Annotated in this window: 20 protein-coding genes; 10 read left to right on the forward strand and 10 right to left on the reverse strand. The window is 67.3% G+C overall.

Annotated features, from left to right (window positions below):
* The first annotated feature begins 8 nt into the window (after positions 1-8).
* From NFL01S_RS28935 to NFL01S_RS28955, 5 genes are all read left to right on the forward strand, one after another.
* Complete coding sequence (locus tag NFL01S_RS28935) at positions 9-1,232, forward strand: M20 family metallopeptidase (protein WP_062979471.1); 1,224 nt, start codon at positions 9-11, stop codon at positions 1,230-1,232.
* A 145-nt stretch (positions 1,233-1,377) separates the two neighbouring features.
* Positions 1,378-2,388 carry an NAD(P)/FAD-dependent oxidoreductase gene (locus NFL01S_RS28940; protein WP_062979472.1) on the forward strand — a complete coding sequence of 337 codons (1,011 nt, stop codon included), beginning with the start codon at positions 1,378-1,380 and terminating at the stop codon, positions 2,386-2,388.
* A gap of 2 nt (positions 2,389-2,390) precedes the next feature.
* Entirely contained in the window at positions 2,391-2,711 is a 321-nt protein-coding gene (locus NFL01S_RS28945; RefSeq protein ID WP_062979473.1) for a DUF362 domain-containing protein, read from the forward strand.
* On the forward strand, positions 2,711-3,568 hold the full coding sequence (locus tag NFL01S_RS28950) for an alpha/beta fold hydrolase (RefSeq protein ID WP_063916080.1): 858 nt from the start codon (positions 2,711-2,713) through the stop codon (positions 3,566-3,568). Before NFL01S_RS28945 ends, NFL01S_RS28950 begins: the two co-directional genes overlap by 1 nt.
* A gap of 131 nt (positions 3,569-3,699) precedes the next feature.
* Positions 3,700-4,584 carry an IclR family transcriptional regulator gene (locus NFL01S_RS28955; RefSeq protein WP_084493341.1) on the forward strand — a complete coding sequence of 295 codons (885 nt, stop codon included), beginning with the start codon at positions 3,700-3,702 and terminating at the stop codon, positions 4,582-4,584.
* Here the strand turns inward: NFL01S_RS28955 and NFL01S_RS28960 are convergent.
* The 5 genes from NFL01S_RS28960 to NFL01S_RS28980 all read right to left on the reverse strand — a co-directional run bounded on the left by NFL01S_RS28960 (position 4,561) and on the right by NFL01S_RS28980 (position 11,378).
* Complete coding sequence (locus NFL01S_RS28960; protein ID WP_371851872.1) at positions 4,561-6,171, reverse strand: AMP-binding protein; 1,611 nt, start codon at positions 6,169-6,171, stop codon at positions 4,561-4,563. The genes NFL01S_RS28955 and NFL01S_RS28960 overlap by 24 nt on opposite strands.
* A 9-nt stretch (positions 6,172-6,180) precedes the next feature.
* Complete coding sequence (locus NFL01S_RS28965; protein WP_062979474.1) at positions 6,181-7,128, reverse strand: quinone oxidoreductase family protein; 948 nt, start codon at positions 7,126-7,128, stop codon at positions 6,181-6,183.
* Between the two features lie 43 nt (positions 7,129-7,171).
* Positions 7,172-9,511, reverse strand: a complete 2,340-nt coding sequence (locus NFL01S_RS28970) for a CaiB/BaiF CoA-transferase family protein (protein ID WP_062979475.1) — start codon at positions 9,509-9,511, stop codon at positions 7,172-7,174.
* A 63-nt stretch (positions 9,512-9,574) separates the two neighbouring features.
* On the reverse strand, positions 9,575-10,576 hold the full coding sequence (locus tag NFL01S_RS28975) for an ABC transporter substrate-binding protein (protein ID WP_245670934.1): 1,002 nt from the start codon (positions 10,574-10,576) through the stop codon (positions 9,575-9,577).
* A 16-nt stretch (positions 10,577-10,592) separates the two neighbouring features.
* The gene (locus NFL01S_RS28980) at positions 10,593-11,378 is read right to left on the reverse strand and encodes an enoyl-CoA hydratase/isomerase family protein (protein WP_062979476.1); all 786 of its coding nucleotides are present in this window, start codon (positions 11,376-11,378) and stop codon (positions 10,593-10,595) included.
* A gap of 309 nt (positions 11,379-11,687) precedes the next feature.
* Between NFL01S_RS28980 and ctaD the strand changes: the two genes are divergently transcribed.
* A complete protein-coding gene (gene ctaD, locus NFL01S_RS28985) occupies positions 11,688-13,421 on the forward strand; it encodes an aa3-type cytochrome oxidase subunit I (protein WP_062979477.1) in 1,734 nt (577 codons plus the stop codon).
* A 51-nt stretch (positions 13,422-13,472) separates the two neighbouring features.
* On the opposite strand, the gene NFL01S_RS28990 is transcribed toward ctaD, so the two are convergent.
* Entirely contained in the window at positions 13,473-14,645 is a 1,173-nt protein-coding gene (locus tag NFL01S_RS28990) for an acyl-CoA dehydrogenase family protein (RefSeq protein WP_062979478.1), read from the reverse strand.
* Positions 14,646-14,692: 47 nt separating this feature from the next.
* Positions 14,693-15,871: an NADH:flavin oxidoreductase gene (locus tag NFL01S_RS28995; RefSeq protein ID WP_245670935.1), complete on the reverse strand. Its 1,179-nt coding sequence runs from the start codon at positions 15,869-15,871 to the stop codon at positions 14,693-14,695.
* 132 nt (positions 15,872-16,003) lie between these two features.
* Here NFL01S_RS28995 and NFL01S_RS29000 point away from each other — a divergent pair, with 132 nt between their 5' ends.
* On the forward strand, positions 16,004-16,747 hold the full coding sequence (locus NFL01S_RS29000) for an MBL fold metallo-hydrolase (protein WP_062979479.1): 744 nt from the start codon (positions 16,004-16,006) through the stop codon (positions 16,745-16,747).
* On the opposite strand, the gene NFL01S_RS29005 is transcribed toward NFL01S_RS29000, so the two are convergent.
* Positions 16,727-17,278, reverse strand: coding sequence for a GbsR/MarR family transcriptional regulator (locus NFL01S_RS29005; protein WP_063916081.1), 552 nt, complete (start codon positions 17,276-17,278; stop codon positions 16,727-16,729). The genes NFL01S_RS29000 and NFL01S_RS29005 overlap by 21 nt on opposite strands.
* A 73-nt stretch (positions 17,279-17,351) precedes the next feature.
* On the opposite strand from NFL01S_RS29005, the gene NFL01S_RS29010 reads away from it, so the two are divergent.
* From NFL01S_RS29010 to NFL01S_RS29020, 3 genes are all read left to right on the forward strand, one after another.
* Positions 17,352-18,251 (forward strand): ABC transporter ATP-binding protein, encoded by a 900-nt coding sequence (locus tag NFL01S_RS29010; protein WP_062979480.1) that lies wholly within the window; start codon positions 17,352-17,354, stop codon positions 18,249-18,251.
* Positions 18,241-19,035 (forward strand): DUF2705 family protein, encoded by a 795-nt coding sequence (locus NFL01S_RS29015; RefSeq protein ID WP_062979481.1) that lies wholly within the window; start codon positions 18,241-18,243, stop codon positions 19,033-19,035. The genes NFL01S_RS29010 and NFL01S_RS29015 overlap by 11 nt, the downstream gene beginning before the upstream one ends.
* A 282-nt stretch (positions 19,036-19,317) precedes the next feature.
* The gene (locus NFL01S_RS29020) at positions 19,318-20,760 is read left to right on the forward strand and encodes a sodium/glutamate symporter (protein WP_062979557.1); all 1,443 of its coding nucleotides are present in this window, start codon (positions 19,318-19,320) and stop codon (positions 20,758-20,760) included.
* A 99-nt stretch (positions 20,761-20,859) separates the two neighbouring features.
* On the opposite strand, the gene NFL01S_RS29025 is transcribed toward NFL01S_RS29020, so the two are convergent.
* A complete protein-coding gene (locus tag NFL01S_RS29025; RefSeq protein ID WP_245670936.1) occupies positions 20,860-22,530 on the reverse strand; it encodes an ABC transporter permease in 1,671 nt (556 codons plus the stop codon).
* Positions 22,527-23,441 carry an ABC transporter ATP-binding protein gene (locus NFL01S_RS29030; protein WP_062979482.1) on the reverse strand — a complete coding sequence of 305 codons (915 nt, stop codon included), beginning with the start codon at positions 23,439-23,441 and terminating at the stop codon, positions 22,527-22,529. Before NFL01S_RS29030 ends, NFL01S_RS29025 begins: the two co-directional genes overlap by 4 nt.
* Positions 23,442-23,531: the final 90 nt, after the last annotated feature.

Below are 23,531 nucleotides of genomic sequence, written 5' to 3' on the forward strand. Positions count from 1 at the left end.
GTATGGGAATGACAGAGATATCGGGGCCGGTGGACATGGCATCGGACGAGCAAGCGGAAAAGGTTTTGCGCGACGATATCGCCGAATTGCGGGAGAAGCTGCTGTCGGTGAGTCACGATATCCACCGGAACCCTGAGGTCCGGTTCACCGAACACCACGCCAGCGCGCTGCTCGCGGATACGCTGGCCGCGGAAGGGTTCACCGTCGAGACGGGCGTCGCCGGCCTGCCCACTGCCTTCCTCGCGGAGTTCGGTTCGGCGGACACCGGGCCGACGGTCGCGATATTCCTCGAATACGACGCGCTGGAGGAGATCGGCCACGCCTGCGGTCACAATGTGATCGCCACAATCGGGCTGGGTGCGGCGATTGCGGTGCGACGATGGCTGGCAGGCTCCGGTGCCGGCGGGCGGATCATTGCCGTCGGCAGCCCTGCCGAAGAAGGTGGTGGCGGTAAGACCTATCTGCTCGACAGTGGCCGGCTCGACGGAATCGATGCGGCGATGATGATGCACCCCTCGGGGGAGAATCTCGCCGCCATGCGGACCCTGGGCCGTGTCGCGCTCGACGTCGAATTCACCGGGAAGGCCGCGCACGCCGCGGTTTCCCCGCACGACGGCGTGAACGCTCTCGATGCCGCGGTGCTGACGCTGAACGCCATCGGTCTGCTCCGGCAACAGCTTCCCGACGATGTCCGGGTACACGCCGTGATACGCGACGGCGGGGAAGTACCGAATGTGATCCCGGAGCGGGCGGTGATCCGCACCTACATCCGGGCTGCGGACACCGAGGCTCTGGTGAGCAATTTCCAGCCGCGGATCGAACGGTGTGCGCAAGGGGCGGCGCTGGCCACCGGGGCGACGGTGAACATCACGAAACAGGCGCCGACCTATGCCGGTCTGCGACCGAATCCGGTCCTCGCGCAACTGGTCGACGCGAACTTCGCGCGGATCGGGCGCGTGACAGCACCGCCGCGCGCCGAGGTGTTCCCGGGATCGACCGATATGGGAAATATCAGTCAGGTGATTCCCTCCATCCATCCGAATATCGAATTCGTGCCGGGCCTGTCCATGCACACCCGGGAGGCCGCAGCGTATGCGGCAGGCCCTGAGGGCGACCGTGCGGTGACCGACGGCGCGCTGGTGCTGGCGATGACGGCGGCACAACTCTTCGCGCGTCCGGAGCTTGTCGAGCAGGTCCGGGCGGAGTTCGTCGAGGGCACCAGAGTGAGCTGACGGCGCCACCGAACGCGGCGGGCCCCGGCAACGTGCCGGGGCCCGCCTTTCGTCGTTTTCCGGGGCCGGACGCTTTCCCGGATCGGGTCTGCTGGCCGGACCCGTTTCATTCAGTCTGCGCCGCAACGCTCTTAGCGTGCACGGTATGAACGAATTGCCCAATGCGCCGGCCGGTACGGCGCTCGAGGTGGATATCCTCGTTGTCGGCGCCGGACCGGCCGGACTGTTCGCCGCGTACTATGCGGGTTTCCGTGGACTGCGGGTTGCTGTGCTCGACGCGCTGTCCGAACCGGGCGGTCAGGTGAGCGCGATGTACCCGGAGAAGGCAATCCTCGATATCGCGGGGTTTCCTTCGGTCAAGGGCCGCGAACTGATCGACCGGTTGCTGGACCAGGCCGCGCCCTACGACCCGGTCTATCTGCTCGGTGAGCAGGCCCAGACGATCACCCACACCGCGGACGGCCGGGTGGTGGTCGGCACCGGTGCGGGTTGCCGGGTGACCGCCGGTGCAGTGGTCGTCACCGGTGGGATCGGGACATTCACTCCGCGCCCGCTGGCGAAGGGGCTGGACTTTCTCGATCGCGGGCTCAGCTATTTCGTCCCGGACCTTTCCGCTCACAAAGGCCGCGACATCGTCATCGTCGGCGGCGGTGACAGTGCCTTCGACTGGGCGGTGCACCTGGAACCGGTCGCCTCGTCGGTGACCCTCGTGCACCGGCGGGACAAATTCCGCGCCCACGGCGCCACTGTCGCCAAGGTCCGCGACAGCAGTGTGCGCATACTGGTGAACTCGGATATCACCGCTGTGCGGGGCAACGGCTGGATCTCCGAGGTGGACGTCCACCACAAGCCCGACCGGACCACCACGACGCTGCCGGCGCAGTCGGTGATCGCCGCGCTCGGCTTCACCGCGGATCTCGGGCCGCTGACCGAATGGGGCCTGCGGATCGAGAACCGCCATATCGTCGTCGACACCCGCATGCGGACCGGCGTATCGCGTGTGTACGCCGCCGGCGATATCACCGACTATCCGGGCAAGGTCCGGCTGATCGCCGTGGGATTCGGTGAGGCGGCCACCGCGGTGAACAATGCCGCCACGGAACTGGACCCCGGCGCCGATATCTTCCCCGGCCATTCCACCGAACAGGAGAATTGACAATGCCATTCGTCATCGGTGAGGCGTGCATCGACACCACGGACCGCTCCTGTATGGAGGAATGCCCCGTGGATTGCATCTACGAGGGTGATCGCAAGCTCTACATCAATCCGGCCGAATGTATCGATTGTGGCGCCTGTGAACTGGCCTGCCCGGTCGAGGCGATCACGGTGGACCGCAAGGCCGACCCCGAATTCAAACAAGACGCGGTGCGGTTCTTCACCGAGATCCTGCCCGGTCGTGCCGAACCGCTCGGCAATCCGGGTGGCGCCGCGAAGGTCGATGTGATCGGTGTGGACACCCCGATGGTCTCGGCGTTCTGATGGGCGTGCGGTTCGGTTACGCCGACACCTCGTTCGGCCAATTGCACTACGCCGAGCAAGGTTCGGGGCCGGTGCTGTTGCTGCTGCACCAGACACCGCGCTCATGGGACGAGTTCCGCGAGCTGATTCCGCTGCTCGCGTCCGGCCATCGGGTGATCGCGATGGATATGGTCGGGTTCGGGGCCAGCGCCGCCTTGCCGGCGCCGCAGACCATCGAGATGTTCGCCGCCGGTGCCTGGGCGCTGCTGGACGAGCTCGGTATACCGCGCGTCGCGGTGCTCGGCCATCACACCGGCGCCGCGGTGGCACTGGAGATGGCCGCCGCGCACCCCGGTCGTGTCGAGGCGGTGATCCTGTCGTCCTGCCCGTGGGTGGATCAGGCCCACCGTGCCGGGCGCTCGGGCGGCGGGACGGTCGACCGTGCCGAGCGGACTCCGGACGGCCGGCATCTGGGCACCCTCTGGGAGCTGCGCCGGCCCTACTATCCACAACCCGGCACCGACCTCCTGGACCGGTTCATGCACGACGCGCTCACCTATGGGCTGGACCCTGCCGAAGGGCATCGGGCCTGTGCCCGTTACCGCATGGAGGAACGGATCGGCGCTGTCCGCGCGCCGGTACTACTGCTCGGCGCGGCCGCGGACCCTTTCTCCATCGGAAATCTGCCGACGCTGCGCGCCCGGCTGACCGGCGCGGCGATTGTGGAGCAGGTCATCTTCGCGGAAGGCACCGTCGCGCTGATCGAACATGAGGCACCGCGAATCGCCGGCTCGGTGCGCCGGTTCCTCCGGGAGATCCGGCAGCCGTTCGAGCCGCGCGGCGGCGGGGATGAACCGGAGTCCGTTCAGCAGACATGATGAACCGGGTCCGCTCAACGGACCCGAATGTGCTGCGGATCGTCGGCGTGCCAGCTAGCGTCACCAGTCCGGCGGGTTCGCCGGTCGGGCTCCTCGAGGGACGGAGCCCTGCAAGGCGTCAGGAGGTCACCATGACGACAGCCGCACACCGCCCGGCCGATCCGGTTCCGGATATATCCCTCGAATCGGTGCCCGCCACGGGCACCGAGATGTCTTCGGTGCTGAGCAAAGCCCGGATGATCCTGGACGCGTTCGACAACGAACACCGCGACCTCGCCCTCACCGAGCTGGCCCGGCGCAGTGGTGTCGCGAAGGCTTCGGTACACCGGCTGGCCGGTGAACTCGTCGACTGGGGCCTGCTGGAACGGTCGGGGACGAAATACCGGCTCGGATTACGCCTGTTCGAACTCGGTCAGCTGGTACCCCGGCAGCGGATCCTGCGCGATGCGGCGCTGCCCTATATGGAAGATCTGCTGATCGCCACCCAGGAGACCGTGCATTTCGCGGTCCGCGACGGGATCGACGTGCTCTACATCGAGAAAATCGTCGGCCATCGTGGGCTCAAACAGCAGTCCCGGGTGGCGGGCCGGCTTCCGCTGTACTGCACGGCCACCGGCAAGATGATTCTGGCGTTCTCCCCGCAATCGGTATTCGCCGAGGTGGTCGAACAGGGGTTCACCGCGCTCACCTCACGGACGACGATGTCGGTCTCGGTGTTGCGCCGGCAACTCGACCGGATGCGCAGGGAACAGATCGCGGTGGAGGTCGAGGAGACCAGGCTGGGGTATATGAGTGTTGCGGTGCCGGTGTTCAGCGGGCCGCAGACGATCGCGGGAGCACTCTCGGTCACCGGTCCCACCGCGCGACTCAACGTCAGCCGGGTCACCGGGGCGCTGCGCACCGCGGGCGTCGGGATCAGCCGGGCCCTGCAGGCGATGCGCTGCCATCACAGCTCACCCGACAGCGCCGCGATGTGCACGCCGGCGCTGTGCTCACTCAACGGCTGTGGCCGGTGAGTCGGTAGCCGGCGGGTTCGGGGCGACCGTTGCCGGGGGTGGAACGGTGTCCGCCCGGCTCGGTCGACGGTCGTCGGCCGACCAGGTTCGCGCGGTCACTCCGCGGGCACGCAGATCGGCTTTCCGGACCTTGCCGGTTTCGGTGAGCGGCAGGGTCTCGACCACATCGATGTAGCGCGGCAGCGCGAAGTCGGCGAGGTGGGCGGAGGCGAAGCGACGAAGCCCGCCCGGGTCCACCGACGCACCGGGCCGGGGAACGACCGCCGCCATGACCTCGTCCTCGGCCAGCTCGGAAGGGACGGGGAACACCGCCACCTGGGCTACCGCCGGATGTCCGGCCAGCACCTGTTCCACCTGTACGGAGGAGATGTTCTCACCGCGCCGGCGGATGACGTCCTTGATCCGGTCGACAAAACGGAACCAGCCGTCGGGCTCCCGGATCACCCGATCACCCGTACGCCGCCACGCGCGCGGTCCGGGAACCGGTTCACCGAGGTACCCGAGCGCGAACGCGCCCGGGAATTCCGTGCGTACCACCAGCTCACCCGGGGTACCGTCGGCGACCCGGGCACCGGATTCGCCGATGACCGCGGCCTCGTATCCGGGCATGACGACGCCGAGATATCCGGCCCGCCGTACGCCCGGCAGACTGCCGAGTACGAGATTGGTTTCGGTGCTGCCGAACCCGTCGATCAGCTCGATCCCGAACCGTTCCCGGAACGGCTCGTACATATGTGCGGGGGTGGCCGGCGCCAGTGCGCGGGTAGCTCGATGCGCGCGATCGAACGAGCCCGGCGGCTGCCCCGCGAGCATCGCGACCATCGCGCCGAGCAGGTAGATCACGGTCGCGTCGGCGCCGGCCACTCGGCGCCACTGTTCCCGCACCGAAAAATGTTCCCCGAGTACGAAGGTCGCGCCCGCGACGAGCGCGTGGAACACGGCATTGATCGCATTCGTATGGAACAACGGTAGACCGGTATAGAGGACGTCGTCGGGCCCGAGACCGAGCGAGGCCCCCACCGCCTGCCCCCACCAGAGGGATTGCGCGTGTGGGCAGAGCACACCTTTGGGCAGACCGGTGGTACCGGAGGTGAATAGCACGGCCGCCGGTGTCAGCGCGGATACGGGGCCGACAGGTGCCGGCGGCCCCTGCGGGCCGGGGCCCGGACCGGTGCCCATCACCCAGACTGTGCCGTCGAACCCGGCCGCGGCGACCCGGTCGGCGAACTCCGCCTCCACGATCAGATGCCGGGCCCCGGAATTCAGCAAGACATATGCCAGGGAATTTCCGCGCAACCCGGTGTTCAGCGGTACGGCGACGGCGCCCAGCCAGGCGCAGCCGAGTAACAGGTCGATCAGTTCGATGCGATTGCGCGAAAGCGCGGCCACCGGATCACCGGGGCGGACGCCGTGCCGTGCCAGCGAACCGGCCATGGCCGCGGCCCGGCCGGGGAGTTCGGCATAGGTCAGCCGCACCGGGCCGGCCCGCAACGCGAGGTGATCGCCACGGCTGTCCGCTCGATCGCGCAGCAGAGCGGGAATTGTCAGGTCCGCCGGCAACGAAGGGCCCGCGGCGGAAATCGGCACGGTACACACTCAGGGGACAACCACTGCGCGGCCGGTGACCTTCCCGTCGCGCATGGCCTGCAATGCGATGGCGATCTCGTCGAGCGGGAACGACTGCACTGCCAGCGCGACCTCACCGGCCACCAGCATGGTGATCAGCTTCGGTGCCAGCTCGGCCTGCCGGGCGGATTTGCGGATCATATTGACGGGGAGCAAGGCCACATCGGCGAGCAGCCAGTTCGGCAGGTCGACGTGCAGATCGGTACCCAGGGTGTAGCCGATGAGGGCTGCTCGCCCGCCGGGTGCGATACGCCGCAGCAGCACCGGCAGCAGATCGCCGCCGAGCGTATCGATCAGCACCTCCGCCACGGGATCGCTGCCCAGTTCTTCCGCCACTCGTTCACCGCGGCCCACCACGGGGCGAACGCCTGCCGGCAGCAGGGCGGCCTGATCGTCGCGCGGCACCACGCCGATCACTTCCGCGGCGCCCGCCGCGAGAGCGAACTGGGCCGCCATCGAACCGACTGCGCCCGACGCTCCGGAGACGATCACCCGTTCACCCGTGGTCACCCGGGCGATATCGTGCACGGCGACGTACCCGGTGGTACTCGGCAGGAAGAAGGTTGCCGCGACGGTCGGCTCCAGCGCGGTGTCGAAGGGGGTGAACACCTTGTCGGCCGCGGCGAGATACTCGGCCCAGCACCCGTTCTTGAACAGCCCGATACCCCCGCCGCGGATGAGGACCCGGGTCCCGGGCGCGAAGGTATCCGAGTCGACTACGGTACCCGCACCGTCGGTGCCGCCGATATGGGGCAGTTCGGGGCGGACGTCGAAGGTGCCGCTCGCGATGGTCAGATCGAGATGCCCGAGGGCCGCGGCGTCGACCCGTACGAGTGTCTGCCCGCGACCTCGTACCAGGGCGTCGATATCGTCGATGACCGGGTCTCTGCCGAATTCGTGCAGCCGGGCGGCGCGCATGGTTACTCCTCGGATCGTGTGGTGGTGGGGTGGCCGCGGCGGGTCAGGTGAGGATGCCCGCGGCGCGGAGGCGTTCGATGGTCTCGGGTCCGTAGCCGGCGATATCTCGCAGGACCGCATCGGTATCGGCACCCAGCAGGGGGGCGGCGCGGCGGACCGTAACCGGTTCGCCCACTCGGATCGGGGAGCCCTCATGGAGAAAGGCACCGACCTTCGGATGCACACCGCGCACATAGAATTCGCGGGCCCGCAGTTGCGGGTCGGTCTCCACCAGATCGCGTCCGTTACGCACCGGTCCCGCCGGTACACCGGCCCGCTGCAACCGTTCCGAGACGAGTTCCGCGGGCAGGGGCCTGGTCCACTCGGTTATCGCCGCGGCGATCGGTTCGGCGTGCCTCCGGCGCCCCGCAACGGAATCGAACCGGGAATCGGCCGCCCATTCCGGACGTTCGATCACGGCGCACAACTGCCGCCAATCGGTGTCGTCGCGGGCCGCGATCGCGCACCAGCGGTCGGGTCCCAGACACGGAAATACGCCGTGCGGCGCCATCGTGGGATGGGCGTTGCCGATCGGTTCGCCGGGCCGGCCGGACCCGGTCGCCCGGAGTACGGCGGCGCCCATATGCGAGGCCATGGCCTCGAGCTGGGACAGATCGATATGCTGTCCGCGCCCGGTGCGGTCGCGATGGTCGAGTGCGGCGAGGACCGCCGTCGCGGCCTGCAGACCCGCGACGATATCGCCGTGACCATAGATGACCCCGACGACCTCGTCGGCGCTCCAGCCGGTAAGCGCGGTCAAACCCGTTGCGGCCGAGACGATATCGGCGTACGAGACCCATCCGCTGTGCGGTCCGGTATGCCCCGTCCCGGACATCGAGACGTAGATGATATCCGGCCGCAGTGCACACAGCCGCTCGTAACCGAAGCCCATTTTCGTCATCACCGTGGAACTGAAGTTCTCGACCACCACATCGCTGTGCGCGAGAAGGTCGGCCAGTACCTCCAGTCCCTCGGGGGAACGGGTGTCGAGGGTGATACTGCGTTTGTTGCGATTGACATCGTTGAAATAACCGCTGGTGTCCGGGTCGTCGTGCGGCCCCCGGGACAGGTGCATGAACGGCGCGAACCGGGTGGGGTCCGGGCGGCCCCGGGATTCGACCTTGACGACATCGGCGCCGTGGTCGGCCAGGATACGCGTGCAATACGGGCCGGCCAGCACCCAGGTGAGGTCGAGGACCCGGATACCTTCCAGCGGTCGACGGCCGGCGCTCACGGTGAGCGCGCCGGCCGCCGGCGGTTCCGCGTCCGGGACGAGCTGCTGATGTTCCCCGGGCGCGGGCACATGTAGTTCCGGTATCCGGGCCCCTTCGGGGAAGGCGAATCCGAATCCGAGATCCCGCGACGCAACACCGTCGCGGACGACGTCGAGGAAGAAATCCCGATCGTTGAGCTGCGGGTTCACCAGCAGTTCGTCCGGGCGGTCCACCGCCGACCACGGCAGTTTGCGTTCCTGCGCGGCGGCCGCGAACTCGTGTTTGGGCCACTTTCCGATGAACCGCCCGACCACGTCGAAGATGTGGTCCTGGTGGCGTTTGCGCTCGACCGGGTCACCCCAGCGCGGGTCGGTGAGGTCGGCGGCAGCGTTCTCCTCCACCAGCCACGCCAGCAGCGCGTCCCACATACGCGGACTGCCCCCGAGCCCGCCCCCGACATAACCGTCGGCGGCTTGGAACAACCCGTGCGGGACCAGTGGGTGCACCCGGCCGGGGCGCGGCGGCACCCGATCCTCGTGGAGGTAGGCCAGGGCCCCGGCTTCCAGGCTCGCGGCCACGCATTCCTGGGCGGAGATATCGACGACCGGGACCGGACCGTGGCGCCGCGCCCGCATACCGAGCAGCGCGCCGACAGCCGCATTGATACCGGCGAGCTGTTCGGCCTGGTTCTCCGGTAGTGCCAGCGGCGGGCCGTCGGGGTCGCCGACCTGGGCCAGCATGCCGCCCTGCGCGGCGAGGGTGAGATCGGTCGCCGCCCACTCCGCCCGGGGGCCGGTCAGCCCGAACGGTGTCACCCGTACGTGGACCACCGCGCTGGAAGGCGGTGTGACGGGTTCGGAACCCGGCGTGCTGCCGTCGAGGTAGATGTCGGCGGTGGCCAGTAGCCGTTCCAAGGCGCCACGACCGCTATCGGCGCCCAGATCCAGCGCTACCGACTTCTTGCCCGCGTGCCAGTGTGCGAAGGGGTGTCCGTCCGATTCGCTCCGGCTCGGATCGCCCCCGGCAGGCTCCACCAGGATCACCTCGAAGCCGAGTCCGACCAGAACCCGGCCCGCGAAGCGGGTGAGCGGGCCGGCCAGTTCCACCACCCGGACAGCGGGCTCGACCATGATTTCTCCGTTTTCTGTCGATCGTGACGTCGTTTCCGGCCCCTTGTCCGTGCGGACCGGGACCTAGCGCGGGGATTGTGCCGGAGTGGCTGCGCCCAGGACGTGGTCGTCTACCCAGCCCCGTTGCAGCACCTGTCCGGTATCCACGGAGCCGCCGATCTTGTCCTGCTCCTGGAAAAAGGTGACCAGATCGTTCGCCCGGGCGATGTCCTCGTCGGTGAAATCGCGCACGCCGAAGTCGATCTGGTCGATGGTGCGCCGGGCCTCGGCCGGATCCTGCTGGATGGCCGCCGCCACCGCGCGGGCGGCGCGGTCGGGGTCGGTGTCGACGATCGCGGCAGCCTCCGAGAGCACATCGAACACCTGCGCCGCGACCTCCTCGTTCGCCGACAACCACGCGTCGGTAGCGACGAGCCACTGCGTGTACCGGGCGTCGAAATCGCCGCTGGTGGCGACCACTCGGCCACCGCCTGCCACGGCCTGGCTCACCCACGGGTCGAACGAGACGAAGGCGTCGATATCGCCGCGTCCCAGCAGCGGCGGATGATCGGGCGGACTTGTGGTGACGAGTTCGACCGCGGCGGGATCCAGACCGATACTGCGCAGGTAGAGATCAGTGAAGTACAGGCCGATACCGGGGAAGACACCCACCGTCCGGATCTGATTCGGCTCGACCCCTTCGCGCACCACCACCTGGAAATACCGATCCGATTCCTCGTACACACCCAGGGCGCGCAGGCTCGGATTCGCGGCCATGACGGTGAGCGCCGTGGAGTCGGCGTTACCGGACAGCTCGGACGTTCCGGCCACAACGTTCTGGGCGCTCGCCGCCCCGCCCTCGGTCTGGACGACCCGGACATCGAGCCCGGCTCGTTCGAACATCCCCTCCTGCTCGGCGACGAAGAACGGTGCGTAGGAGGGGTCCACACCCACCGAGATACGGATCGGCCCGGAGCCCGTCGCCTGCTGGGTGGCCGGCCGGGTGCAGGCAGCCGTCGCCGATACCAGGGCGACCAGTACGCCCAGGGCGGCGGCACCGCGCCGCCAGCGTCCGAATTCCATCATGACTCCTTCGGGCCGATCACCGGCCGCCGAACGACGGCGTGCGCTTATCGAGGAACGCCTGTAACCCTTCGGCAGCGTCGCCGGTGCGGATCAGCTCGAGCACGGCGGTGAACTCCAGTTCCAGTGCCTCGTCGAGGGGCAGCTCGAGCCCTCGTTCGACGACATCCTTGAGCAGACCGACGGTGCGGGTCGGTTTGGCAGCGAGGGCGGCGGCGAGCTCGTCGACGCGGGCCGAGAATTCGGTGTCCGCCACGACTTCGTCCACGAGCCCGACCCGCAAGGCCTCCTCGGCGTTCAGCCGTGAACCCTGCATCATCAGAAGTTTCGCGCGGTGCGCGCCGAGCAGCCGCGGCAACCGCTGACTGCCACCCGCACCGGGGAACAGGCCGAGCTCGATCTCGGGGAACCCGATGGTCGCGGATGCGGACATCACCCGCATATCGCAGGCCAGCGTGAGTTCTGCACCGCCGCCCAAGGCATGCCCATTGATTGCCGCCAGCACAGGTTTGGGCGCCGTCTCCAGCAATCGCTGGACCTCGACCCAGGGCCGCATCGCCCGCTGTGTCTCCTCGGTGAGCTCGCGCATCACCCGGATATCGGCACCCGCGACAAAGCACCGGCCCGTGCCCCGCACGACCAGGCAGCGCACTCCAGGGTCCGCCACCAGCGGTGGCAGCGCGGTGAGAAGCTCGGAGATCAGCGCGGGATCGACTGCATTGACAGGCGGACGGTCGATCGTCACGGTGGCCACGGCGGCACTGACGGATACGTGGACGCGTTGTGGGGCGCTGACAGCGGTCATACCGGCTCCGATGCAGTTCGTCGAACACTAGGGGTTCCGAGTATCGGCGATCCGGATTCGCCCGGCACGATCCCGGGTCCGGTAGGTGAACCCGGAGGGGCCCGGTTCGGCGATCCGGGGTTCGGATCGAGGGCCCGCGACCGCAGCGGGTGCCGAGGTCGCGGGCCCTTTCGCCGGAAATTTCGTGAGCAGGAGTGTCGCTCATCCGATCCACCCCGCGCAGCGGGCAGGGTTTGGCGCGATACGACCGGGGTAGGCCCGCGGGCAACGGGGCCGAATGCCCGAGTGGACCGAACAGAGGAGCGTGCGATGGCAGTTCCACCATCTCCACCGGCCGAGCTCACTGCCGCCCGGCCGTTTCCGGCTCGGGTCGGACCCAAGGGTTCGTACTTGTGGAAGATGGTCACCACCACGGACCCGAAAGTGCTCGGGGTGCTGTATCTGGTGACGGCGACCGGGTTCTTCCTGATCGGTGGCCTGCTGGCGTTGTTGATCCGCGGCGAGCTGGCGCGTCCCGGGCTGCAATTCCTCTCCCCGGAGCAGTACAACCAGCTGTTCACCATGCACGGCACGATCATGCTGCTGTTCTATGCCACGCCGGTGGTGTTCGGTTTCGCCAACGCTGTCCTGCCGTTGCAGATCGGTGCTCCGGATGTGGCATTTCCGCGGCTCAATGCGCTGAGCTACTGGCTGTACCTGTTCGGTGCCACCATGGCGACCGCCGGTTTCATCACTCCCGGCGGTGCCGCGGACTTCGGGTGGACCGGTTATACACCGCTGAGCACGATGCAGTTCTCGCCGGGAGTCGGCGGGGATCTGTGGATTATGGGGCTGGCGTTATCGGGTATGGGCACGATCCTCGGCGCGGTGAACATGATGACCACGGTGATCTGTATGCGGGCCCCCGGGATGACCATGTTCCGGATGCCGATCTTCACCTGGAACGTATTCATCACCAGCATTCTGGTGTTGCTGGCGTTCCCGATCCTCACCGCGGCGCTGATGGCGCTCGCCTACGATCGGCATCTCGGCGGGCACATCTATGACCCGGGTGTCGGCGGGGTGATCCTGTGGCAGCATCTGTTCTGGTTCTTCGGGCATCCCGAGGTGTACATCGTTGCGCTGCCGTTTTTCGGCATCGTTTCCGAGATCTTCCCGGTCTTCAGCCGTAAACCGATCTTCGGTTACACCGCGCTGGTGTTCGCGACGATATCGATCGCGGGGCTGTCGATGGCGGTGTGGGCGCACCACATGTATGCCACGGGCGCGGTGCTGTTGCCGTTCTTCTCGCTGATGACCTTCTTGATCGCGGTCCCGACCGGGGTGAAGTTCTTCAACTGGATCGGGACGATGTGGAAGGGGCAGCTGACCTTCGAAACACCGATGCTGTTCGCCGTCGGTTTCCTGGTCACCTTCCTGCTCGGCGGCCTGTCCGGGGTGATCCTGGCCAGCCCGCCGCTGGACTGGCATGTGCACGACAGCTATTTCGTGGTCGCGCACTTCCACTACGTACTGTTCGGCACCATCGTCTTCGCGACCTTCGCCGGTATCTACTTCTGGTTCCCCAAACTCACCGGCAGGCTGATGGACGAGCGCCTGGGCCGGATACATTTCTGGACCACGTTCATCGGCTTCCATCTCACGTTCCTGGTGCAGCACTGGCTGGGTGACGAAGGGATGCCCCGCCGCTACGCCGACTACCAGCCCGACGACGGTTTCACCGCATTGCACACCGTCTCGACCATCGGTTCGTTTGTACTGGGCGCGTCCATGATCGTCTTCGTGTGGAACGCGTTCAAGAGCTACCGTTACGGCGAGGTGGTCACCGTCGACGACCCCTGGGGCGCCGGCAACTCGCTGGAATGGGCGACGACCTGTCCACCGCCGCGGCACAACTTCTACGAACTGCCGCCGATCCGGTCCGAACGTCCCGCCTTCGAACTGCACTACCCCCATATGGTCGAACGTCTGCGGACCGAATCCCATGTCGGCCGACCCAGCAAAGACGGCGCCGGCGCCGAACTGTCCGCGCCCCCGACATGAACGCGGCCGGCCGCCGCTGTTCGGCGGCCGGCCCGCGAAAGCCGAGGAGTGTCAGATCATCGCGCGGTACGGGCCCTGCGGGTCGCCGCCGAGCTGTGTCAGGGCCGCCGAATGGTAGATCGTGCCGGGCACGTGGATGGCGTGGGTCAGGCCGACGTGGGCGTCGCGCCAGAACCGCTGCATCGGGGTCTTCAAGTGCACCGCCCCGCCGCCGGCGCGGGCGAACACTTCGTCCATCGCGCGCACCGCGCGCCATGCCGCCGCGATCTGGGTGCGCCGGCCGATCGCGCGTTCTTCGAAACCGACCTCCTCACCGCGATCGGTTTTGTCCCAGAACCGGTCCACCGTCTCCAGCAGCGATACCCGGGCCGCGGAAATCTCCGCGGCGGCCTCGCTGATGGCGAACAGGACGTAGGGGTCTTCTTTGATGGGGACGCCGGTGACCTGCACCCGCTGCTTCTGCGCCGCGATATGGCAGGCCAGTGCGCCTTCGGTCATTCCGATCAGCGCCGAGGTGATCCCCAGCGGGAAGATGCACGAGAACGGGAACTTGTACAGGGTTTCGTCGCGGCCCGCGTGGCGCCAGCCATTACCGTTCAGCACGATGTCGGCGTCGAGAGTGCGGTATTCGGGCAGGAACGCCTCGGTGACGATCAGATCTTTCGAGCCGGTGCCGCGCAGGCCGATGACGTTCCAGCTGTCGTGGTCGATCTCGTAATCGGATCGCGGAAGCAGTACATGCAGCGTCTTGCCGGTGCGTTTACCGTCCTTGTCGCCGACCGCGGCACCGATCATGATCCAGCCGCAGTGATCGGTGCCCGAGGAGAACGACCAGCGCCCGTTGAGGATGTAGCCGCCCTCGACCGGCACCGCGATACCCATCGGCGCGTACGGCGATGCCATCCACATATCGTTGTCCGCGCCCCAGACCTCCTCCTGCGCCTCGGGGTCGAAGAAGGCCAGTTCCCACGGGTGCACGCCCACGATCCCGGCGACCCATCCCGCCGCACCGTCGAGCGCGGCGATGGCCATGGTCGTTTCGGCAGCCTCACGAGGGTGTCCCTCGAAACCGCCGTACTCCTTCGGCTGGAGCATGCGGATAACACCCGAATCGCGCAGATGCCGCGCGGTGGTATCGGAAAGCCGCATCAGCGACTCCCCTTCCGCGGCTCCGGCGCGGATCTCGTCGGCGTGCTGCATGATCTTGTCCAATACGTGGCCCATGGTGGTGCCTTCCGGTAAATGCGTCGATTCGCGGTGCGAGGCGCAGGTCAGTGCAGGCTGCCCTCGTGGGCAGCGCGATCGAACGGTGTCAGCGGTGCCCCGGTACGCAGGGTTGTCGCCAATGCGGGATCGGCCAGGTGCAGGCGTCCGACGGCGATCAGGTCGAACTCGCCGGACTCGATCCGGCGGTCGACCTCCGCGATATTGTCGACGATCTCCGCGGCGCCCGCGGCGCGGCTGTCGCGCAACGGTTTCCCGAGCCCGACACTGCCGACGGCCATGGCATGCGCGCCGGTGAGCTTCTTGGCCCAGCCGGCCAGCGACAGATCGCTGCCCTCGAACGCCGGGACGTCGAAGCGCCGGATACTGGCGTCGAAAACGTCCACGCCGGCATCGGCGAGTGCGCCGAGTGCCACCTGCAGCTCGTCGGGAGTCTCGGCGATCCGGGCGGTGTAGTCCTGCTGTTTGTGCTGGGAGAAACGGAAGAATATCGGCATATCGGCGCCCACGGCATCGCGGATGGCCGCGACCACCGCGGCGGGGAATCGGCTGCGCGCCGCGAGGTCGCCGCCCCATCGGTCGTCGCGCGTATTGGTGTCGTGCCACAGGAACGAATCCAGCAGGTAACCGTGGCCGCCGTGCAGGGCGATACCGTCGAAACCGAGTTCGGTGGCGGTGACCGCCGCGCGTACATAGGCGGAGAGGACATCGGCGAGATCGTTGTCCGTCATCGGCCTGGTGGGTTGTGCGGCGCGCGCGACGTACTCGTCCGAATAGGAGGTGGTCCCGGCGGTACCCCACCGCCCGGAAGGTCGCATGGGCGTGACAACCGGGTCGACGGTCTTGCTCATCGCACCCCACAGCGGACCCACATGCCACAGCTGCGGAATGATCCGGCCACCCGCCGCGTGCACCTCGTCGACCACGGTCCGCCATCCGGCCAGCGCGTCGTCGCCGTACAGGCGCGGCACGCGCGGATTGTCGACCGCGGCCGGATGGTCGATGGCGACCCCCTCCGTGATGATCAGGCCCGTCCCGCCGGCGGCGCGGCGCCGGTAGTAGTGGGCGACATCGGCGCCCGGGATCCCGCCCGGAGAAGCCGATCGAGTCATCGGCGACATGACGATACGGTTCGCCAGGTCCAGCGAACGGACGGTCAGCGGCCGGAACAGTGCGGCATGGTGATCGGTTGCGGGGGTCCCGGAGCTTTCCTGAATGCCTTTCACGCTGTCAGCGTATGGTCGCCCGGCAGCGTCGTACCGCTTGTTCTCGCTCACTGGAAGTGGCCGGCGACACACCGGCGGGGCCGGTGAACAGCTGTCGCGTTTGGCCTGCGGGGTGCCGGGTAGGACGGCGCCATGCTGGTACGGAACGTCGCCGACAGGATACATCGACTCGCCCACGCCGATGTCAATGTGTACCTGATCGAGGACGAGGACGGTGTCACGCTGGTCGATACCGGACTGCCGGCGACCTTTCGCCGTATCGGCGCCGCGCTGCACGACCTCGGCCGCACCCCGGCCGACGTCCGTGCGGTACTGCTCACCCACGCGCACTTCGACCATGCCGGCTCGGCCCGGCGGGTGTACCGAACGTGGGGGACACCCGTCTACACCCACGAAGGCGATCGATCGCCGGCTGCCCATCCGTACCGCTACAAGCGGGAACGCAACCCACTGACCTACCCGATCAGGTACCCGCGCGCCCTGCCGGTACCGGTCAAGATGGCTCTGGCGGGGGCGCTGCTCGTTCGCGGGCTGAACGACATCACATCCATGGAAGCCGGAACCCGGCTTCCCGTGCCCGGTAGACCCCGCGTGGTGTTCACGCCCGGGCACACCCTCGGCCACTGTGCCCTGCACCTGCCCGAACGGGACGCCGTGATCTCCGGCGACGCGTTGGTCACGCTGGATCCCTACACCGGCGGCCGGGGCCCGCGGATCGTGTCCGGGGCGGCCACCGCCGACAGCCCCATGGCCTTGCAGTCGCTGGCCGAGCTGGCGAATACCGGGGCGCGGTCGGTGCTACCGGGGCATGGAGAACCCTGGTACGAGGGCATCGGGTCCGCGGTAGAGATCGCGTCACGCACCGGGCCGTCCTGATCCGGGCACCGGTTGCGGCGCCGTCGTTCGCTGCGTTTCCGGGACCGCCCGCGGTCGACTCGGGGGGTGGTCGGCGTATTGCTCGCGCCATCGGTCGATCAGGGGGACGAGTTCGTTGAGCATGAAGGTGTAGAAATCCTGCATTTCGTGCAGGCGTCGTGCGGTGACGGTGTCCGGGCCGGTGGCGTCGATACCTTCCTGTGCCGAATCGCGCATGGTGGCCAGCATGGTGTTCTGCTGCGACATCAGCGCTGCCCAGGCGCCGGCGCGGAAACGGTAGTGGTCACGGCGGCTGCCCGGCGCGGGGACCCGTTCGATCAGGCCGACCGGCATCAGATGTTTGATGGCGGTCGATACCGCGCCGGAGCTGATCGACAGTTCCGTGCACAGGTCGGCGGCGGTCATCGTGTCCTGTTCGGTGTAGAGCAGTGCTGTCAGCACACGCGCCGTCGACCGCTGCATCCCGCCGCCGGCCGAGAGCGTCAGTGCCAGCTTCTCCGCGGCTTCCCGCAGTCGCTCGTTCGTTCCCATGGTTCCGAAGGTATCAGAGCTGCGAGTGTTCTGAGTGTTTACAAATCTCTGAAAGTTCGATAATTTCTGTTCCATGGTGAAAGCGATCGAGCTGAACGGGCTCACGAAGACCTACGGCTCGTCCCGAGGTCTGGTCGAACTGTCACTTTCGGTCGAACGAGGCGAGGTCTTCGGCTACCTGGGTCCCAACGGGGCCGGGAAATCCACGACCATTCGCCTGCTGCTGGACCTCATTCGTCCGACCGGCGGCAGTGCCCGCGTGCTCGGCCTGGATCCGCGCGTCGACGCGGTGGTCGTGCACGCGCGGATCGGTTATCTCGCAGGAGATTTCGTTGCGCCCGGGCGGCAGAAGGTCGGGGCGGCACTGCGCTTCCTCGCTGCCTTGCGTGGGGGCGCGGGCGCCGATCGGATCGACGCCCTGTGCGAGCGGCTGGAGCTGGATCAGGGCAAAAAGATCTCGGCGTTGTCGAAGGGTAACCGGCAGAAGGTCGGTCTGGTACAGGCGTTCATGCACGAACCCGAACTGCTCATCCTCGACGAGCCCACCTCGGGCCTTGATCCTCTGGCGCAGCAGATCTTCCTCGATATGGTCGCCGAGGCCGCCGCGGGCGGGCAGACGGTGTTCATGTCCAGTCACATCATGAGCGAGGTCGAAGCCGTCGCCGACCGCGTGGCCATCATTCGTGAGGGCCGCCTGGTCGCTCTCGATACTGTCGCCGGTTTGCGCGCCGGCGCGGTCCGTGATGTCGAAGTCACGTTCACCGGGCCCGTCGATACGGCGGCATTCACCGGTTTGGCCGGGGTCGCCGATGTACGCATCGAGGCTTCGACCCTGCGCTGTCAGGTCACCGGCAGCCCGGACGCGCTACTTCGCGTCCTGGCCGGTTACCAGGTCGCGGGCCTGCTGGTCACCGAACCCGCCCTCGAGGATCTGTTCCACAGCTACTACACCGGAGAAGCCGATGCTGCCTGATATCTACACCCGGACCCTCGCCGACAACCGCCGCGCGCTGGCGGCGTGGTCGATCGGTACAGCGGCGGTCGGCCTGATGTACGCCGCGTTCTATCCGCAGGTCGGTGGTGGCAGCGGGTTGGCCGAAACCGTCCAGAACTACCCCGAAGCGATGCGCGAAGCACTGCGGATGGAGGATATCGGCTCGGCCGCGGGGTATCTGGGATCGACGGTTTTCGGTCTGCTGCTGCCGTTGCTGGTGATGGCATTCGGGGTCACCTTCGGTGCCCGTGCTGTTGCCGGGGACGAGGAAACCGGCTATCTCGACCTCTTGCTGGCCCATCCTGTCGGCCGGACCAGGCTGGCCGTGGAGCGGTTCGCCGGGCTGGTCACCGGCGCCGTCGCCATCGCGGCCCTCGTGTTCGCCGGCATGCTGGCGATCCGGTCCGGTGCCGGGCTGGAATCGATCGGGATCGCAGAACTCGCCGCCCAGTGTGTGCAGCTGGCGCTGCTCGGGATCGCTTTCGGCGCGCTGGCTGTCGGTTTGGGCGCTGCGCTCGGCAAACGTGGTCCGGTACTGGGTATTTCGGTGGGTATCGGGGTGCTCACCTACATCGCGGGCAACCTCGCCGGGGTGATCGGTGTGGACTGGCTGAAGTATCTCTCGCCGTTCCATTATTACATCGGTGGTGAGCCGCTGCGCAACGGTATGCAATGGGCGGATGCGGCCATCCTGTTCGCGGTGAGTACCGCTCTGGTATGCCTGGGGTTCGTCCGGTTCAACCAGCGCGACTTGCGTTCCTGACCTGCGTTTCCGGATCCCGCGGCCGCTCTGTCGGCTGCGGGGTTTTCGTGTATGGGCTGGGCTGGAGACTCTGGCGGAGTCGGGCCGGAAGTGGGCAGGTCGAGTGGGCCGGTGGGTCGTTCGCGGGGTTCGGTACCTGTTGCCGCCGGCGGGAAGGGGTTTACAAATCGACGGACCAATCTCTATTGTACCGTCAAACAACGGCACGATTTGTTCATCATCACACCCATAGGCACGCGCTGCGGGTTGTGTTCGGTGTCGCTATGACGGAAGTAGGTGGATATGTCTCCCAACGCAATCGGTTTCGCACTGTTGTTGCTGGGTGTGATGATGCTGATCGCCAAGATCATCAGGGTCAAATGGCGATTGGCACAGAAGTTGTTCATTCCGAGTTCGATCATCGGCGGGGCGCTGGCTCTGCTGGTCGGGCCGGATGTTTTCGGCCGGATCGCCGGGCTGTTCGGGACCGACCGATTCGCCGAGTCGGGGCTGCTGACCCCGGAGATCATCGAGGTGTGGAAAACCCTGCCGGGCCTGCTGATCTCGCTGGTATTCGCCGGTCTGCTGATGGGGCACAAGCTGCCGTCACCGCGAAAGGCGTTCCGGGTGGCCGGGCCACAGATCGCGTTCGGCATGACAGTGGCCAGTGGTCAGTACGTGTTCGGTCTGCTGCTGGCGATTCTGGTGCTCGGTCCGGTGTTCGGGCTGCCGGCGATGGCCGGCACACTGATCGAAATCGGGTTCGAGGGCGGACACGGCACCGCCGCGGGTATGGCCGGCACGTTCGAGGAATTCGGTTTCCCCGAGGGGCAGGATCTGGCGCTGGGCCTGGCGACAGTGGGCGTACTGTCCGGCATCATCTGCGGGATCGCGTTGATCAACTGGGGTGTTCGCACCGGTAAAACCACCGAACTGCGGGTGGACGCGGAGCCTTCGGTTGCCGAGCGTGCGGGGCTGGTGGAGAAGGAGCGGCGTCGTTCCGCCGGAACGCTGACGGTGAATCCCTCGTCGATCGAGCCGCTGACCCTGCATTTCGGTCTGCTGGCGGTAGCGGTGCTGATCGGCTGGCTGATGCTGGAAGGGATCCAGTGGGTGGAGTCGAAGCTGTGGGCCGACAGCTTCGAACTGTTTGCCCACGTGCCGTTGTTCCCGATCGCCATGATCGGCGGGATCATCGTGCAGGGATTGATCCAGGCGTTCGACCGCGAGGAGATCGTCGATGTACAGATGATCGAGCGTCTGCAGGGCTTCAGCCTCGATGTGCTGGTCATCGCCGCCCTGGGCACCTTGTCGCTGACGGCGATTGCCGCGAATATGGGTCCGTTCATCCTGCTGGCCGTCACCGGACTGGTCTGGACGGCCGGTGCGTTCATCTTCCTGGCGCGCCGGATGCTGCCGGACTTCTGGTTCGAACGCGGGATCGCTGATGTCGGGCAGGCCATGGGCGTGACCTCCACCGGCCTGATCCTGCTGCGGGTGGTCGACCCGGACCTCAAAACCCCGGCATACCAGGCATTCGGGTACAAGCAGCTGATCATGGAGCCGTTCTTCGGGGGCGGTCTCGTCACTGCCGGAGCGATTCCCATCATCGCCAACTTCGGCGTCGGCTGGCTGTTCGCGGGCATGCTGGCGTTGTTCGTCGGCGCGCTTGCCGCCGGGCTGTTGTACTTCGGCCGGCGCCCCGTCGCCGCTGCTGCCGAGGAACCCGTAACAGTCGCACCCTGACAAGGAGGGCTTGCCCTGCCCCGGCGCGGAAACCGCGCCGGGGCAGTACGTTTCCGGTCGGGGCAGAGAACAGCGATCGTGGTCGCGGGCCGTCGAGGGTCAGGGGGTGTCCAGGTCGCGCTCCCGGAAGCGGTACGCGCCGACGGTGGCTGATACGGCCGCCAGCACGGTCAGGACGATCACCGCCGGCCAGCGGAGTTCCTCCATCGGGATACGGGCGATGTGCTGGAACGGAGACAGATCGTGGACCCACTGGGGCAGGTTCATGATCGGGCCGAAGAAGCCGAGAATCAGGGCGAACCCGAACAGTGCCCAAGTGGCGCCGATCGCCTGCGGGAGGACGCCGTAGAGCAGGGCGGCGATCGCGAGTACCAGCAACACCGCGGGCGCGAATACGAGGTGGGATACCAGGCCGTCGGCAACGTAGCCGGCGTCGCCGACCGACAGTGCCAGCGCGATCCCGAAGCCCAGACCTGTGGTGGCGAGTAGAGCCAAGGCCCCGAGTGCCGCGACACCGATGTATCCGGCGAACCAGACGACCCGGCCGGTCGCGGTGGCGAGCACCGGTTCGGTGCGGCCGGCGGTTTCCTCGGTGCGCAGGGATTGCACGGCGAGGATCGCGAAGACCGTGACCAGCAGTGCGTCGAAGAACGCCATGGTGCCGAGATAACCGTCGAGCATACGGCTCGCGTCGCCGCCCATGACGTCGATGACCTGGCCGGGAAGGTCGTCGAAGGAATCGACGATGGTGTTGCCTATCCCGCCGTAGAGCGCTCCACTGGCAACCAGGGCGCAGGCCCAGCCGATGAGCCCGGCCCGCTGCAGCCGGGCCGCCAACGCCACCGGTGTGGCCAGCCAGGCCGGAGCCTCCCGGTGGCCGGGGCGTGGCGGCACCAGCCCGGCACCGAGGTCGCGGCGCGAGGAGAGGAAGTAGGCCATCGCGGTGACCGCCGAAACCAGCGCGGCGGACAGCAGCAGCGGCCACCAGCGTCCGTCTGCGTAGGCGCGGGTCTGCTGCGACCAGGCCAGCGGGGACAGCCACGACAGTGCGCTGCCGCCTTCCCGGACGGCATCGCCGGCGGCGCGGATGACATAGGCGATGCCCAATGCCAGCCCCGCGAGTCCGGATGCGGCGCGGGAGTATTCGGTGATCTGCACGGTGACCGCGGTGATCGCGGCGAAGACCAGACCCGCCGCACCGACACTGGCACCGAACAGCAGGGCGTCGGAGGTATCGAGCCCGGCCGCGGCGAACGAACCGGCGATCAACACTGTCACCGCGAGATTCGCGATGACCGCGAGGACGAGTGCGGCGGTGAGCTGGGCATGGCGCCCGACCGCATTGGCGCGGACGAGTTCGGCACGCCCGGTCTGTTCTTCGACACGGGTGTGCCGGGAGATGAGCAGAATATTCATCAGGGCGGCGAGTAGCAGGTAGTACAGGCCGTAGACGGCGACGATCACCGATTCGATGGTGGGGTCGGTCAGGCCGTATCCGGGGCCCGAGATCAGCGCGCCGACGACTCCTTCGCTGAACTGGCTGACCGCCCGCAGATCTTCGGGAGTTGTGTATACCTGCTGCAGTGCCGAGGCGTAGTAGACGCTCATCAGCGTGATGCCGAGGACCCATGCGGGGAGCTTGATCCGGTCCCGTCGCAGATCGAGCCGTACCAGCGCGCCGGTACCGGCCAGGGTGTCGCGCCAGGTGGTCTGCTGCGGATCGATCGGGGCCGCGGCAGGTGTGCCGGAATGGATTGCCGTGGTCGTCATTTGCCTGCTCCGTTGCCCGCGGCGGCGAGTTCGTCGCCGTAATGACGCAGCATGAGCTCTTCGAGGGTGGGCGGGTGGCTGGTGAGCGCGCGAACGCCGGCGCGGCTGACCGCGGCGATCGCTGCGTCGAGTGCGTCGATGTCTACATCGAAACGGACCCGGCCGTCCTCGGTGCTCACATTGTGGACGCCGGCCAGCGGACTCAGGTCCTCGATCGGGCGTTCGGTCACGGCTTCGACCGTGGTGCGGGTCAGATGCCGGAGCTCGGCGAGGGTGCCGGTCTGCACGACCCGCCCGCTGCGAATGATACTCACCCGGTCGGCGAGTTTCTCGACCTGCGCCAGGATGTGGCTGGACAGCAGCACAGTGCCGCCCCGTGCTTTCACCTCGGCGACCACATCCTGGAACACCACCTCCATCAGGGGATCCAGTCCGGCGGTGGGTTCGTCGAGCAGGAACAGATCCGCATCCGAGGCCAGTGCCGCGATCAGGGCGACCTTCTGCCGGTTGCCCTTGGAGTAGGTGCGGGCCTTCTTCGTCGGGTCCAGGTCGAACCGTTCGATCAGCTCTTCGCGACGGGTCGTGTTCACCGCGCCCCGCAGCCGGGCGAATACGTCGATCGCCTCTCCGCCGGTGAGATTCGGCCACAGTTCCACATCGCCGGGGACGTAGGCCAGGCGACGGTGCAATGCGACCGCGTCCCGCCAGGGATTCCCGCCGAGTAGTTCGACCGCCCCACTGTCGGGGCGTAGGAGTCCGAGTAGGACCCGGATGGTCGTGGTCTTCCCGGCACCGTTCGGGCCGAGGAAGCCGTGGACTTCACCTCGCCGGACGTCGAGATCCAGGCCGTCGAGCGCGGTGGTACGGCCAAAAGTCTTGCGCAACCCAGAGATTGCGACTGCGGTATCCATACCTTCAGCCTACATTTCTTTCACAAATGTGTGAATAGTTTGAAGGCTATGATGTAACTGCATACGTCGACAGGGGTAGAGGAGGTCTGG

Origin of the sequence: Nocardia flavorosea NBRC 108225 (assembly GCF_001613385.1) — a bacterium.
GTDB classification, from domain to species: domain Bacteria; phylum Actinomycetota; class Actinomycetes; order Mycobacteriales; family Mycobacteriaceae; genus Nocardia; species Nocardia flavorosea.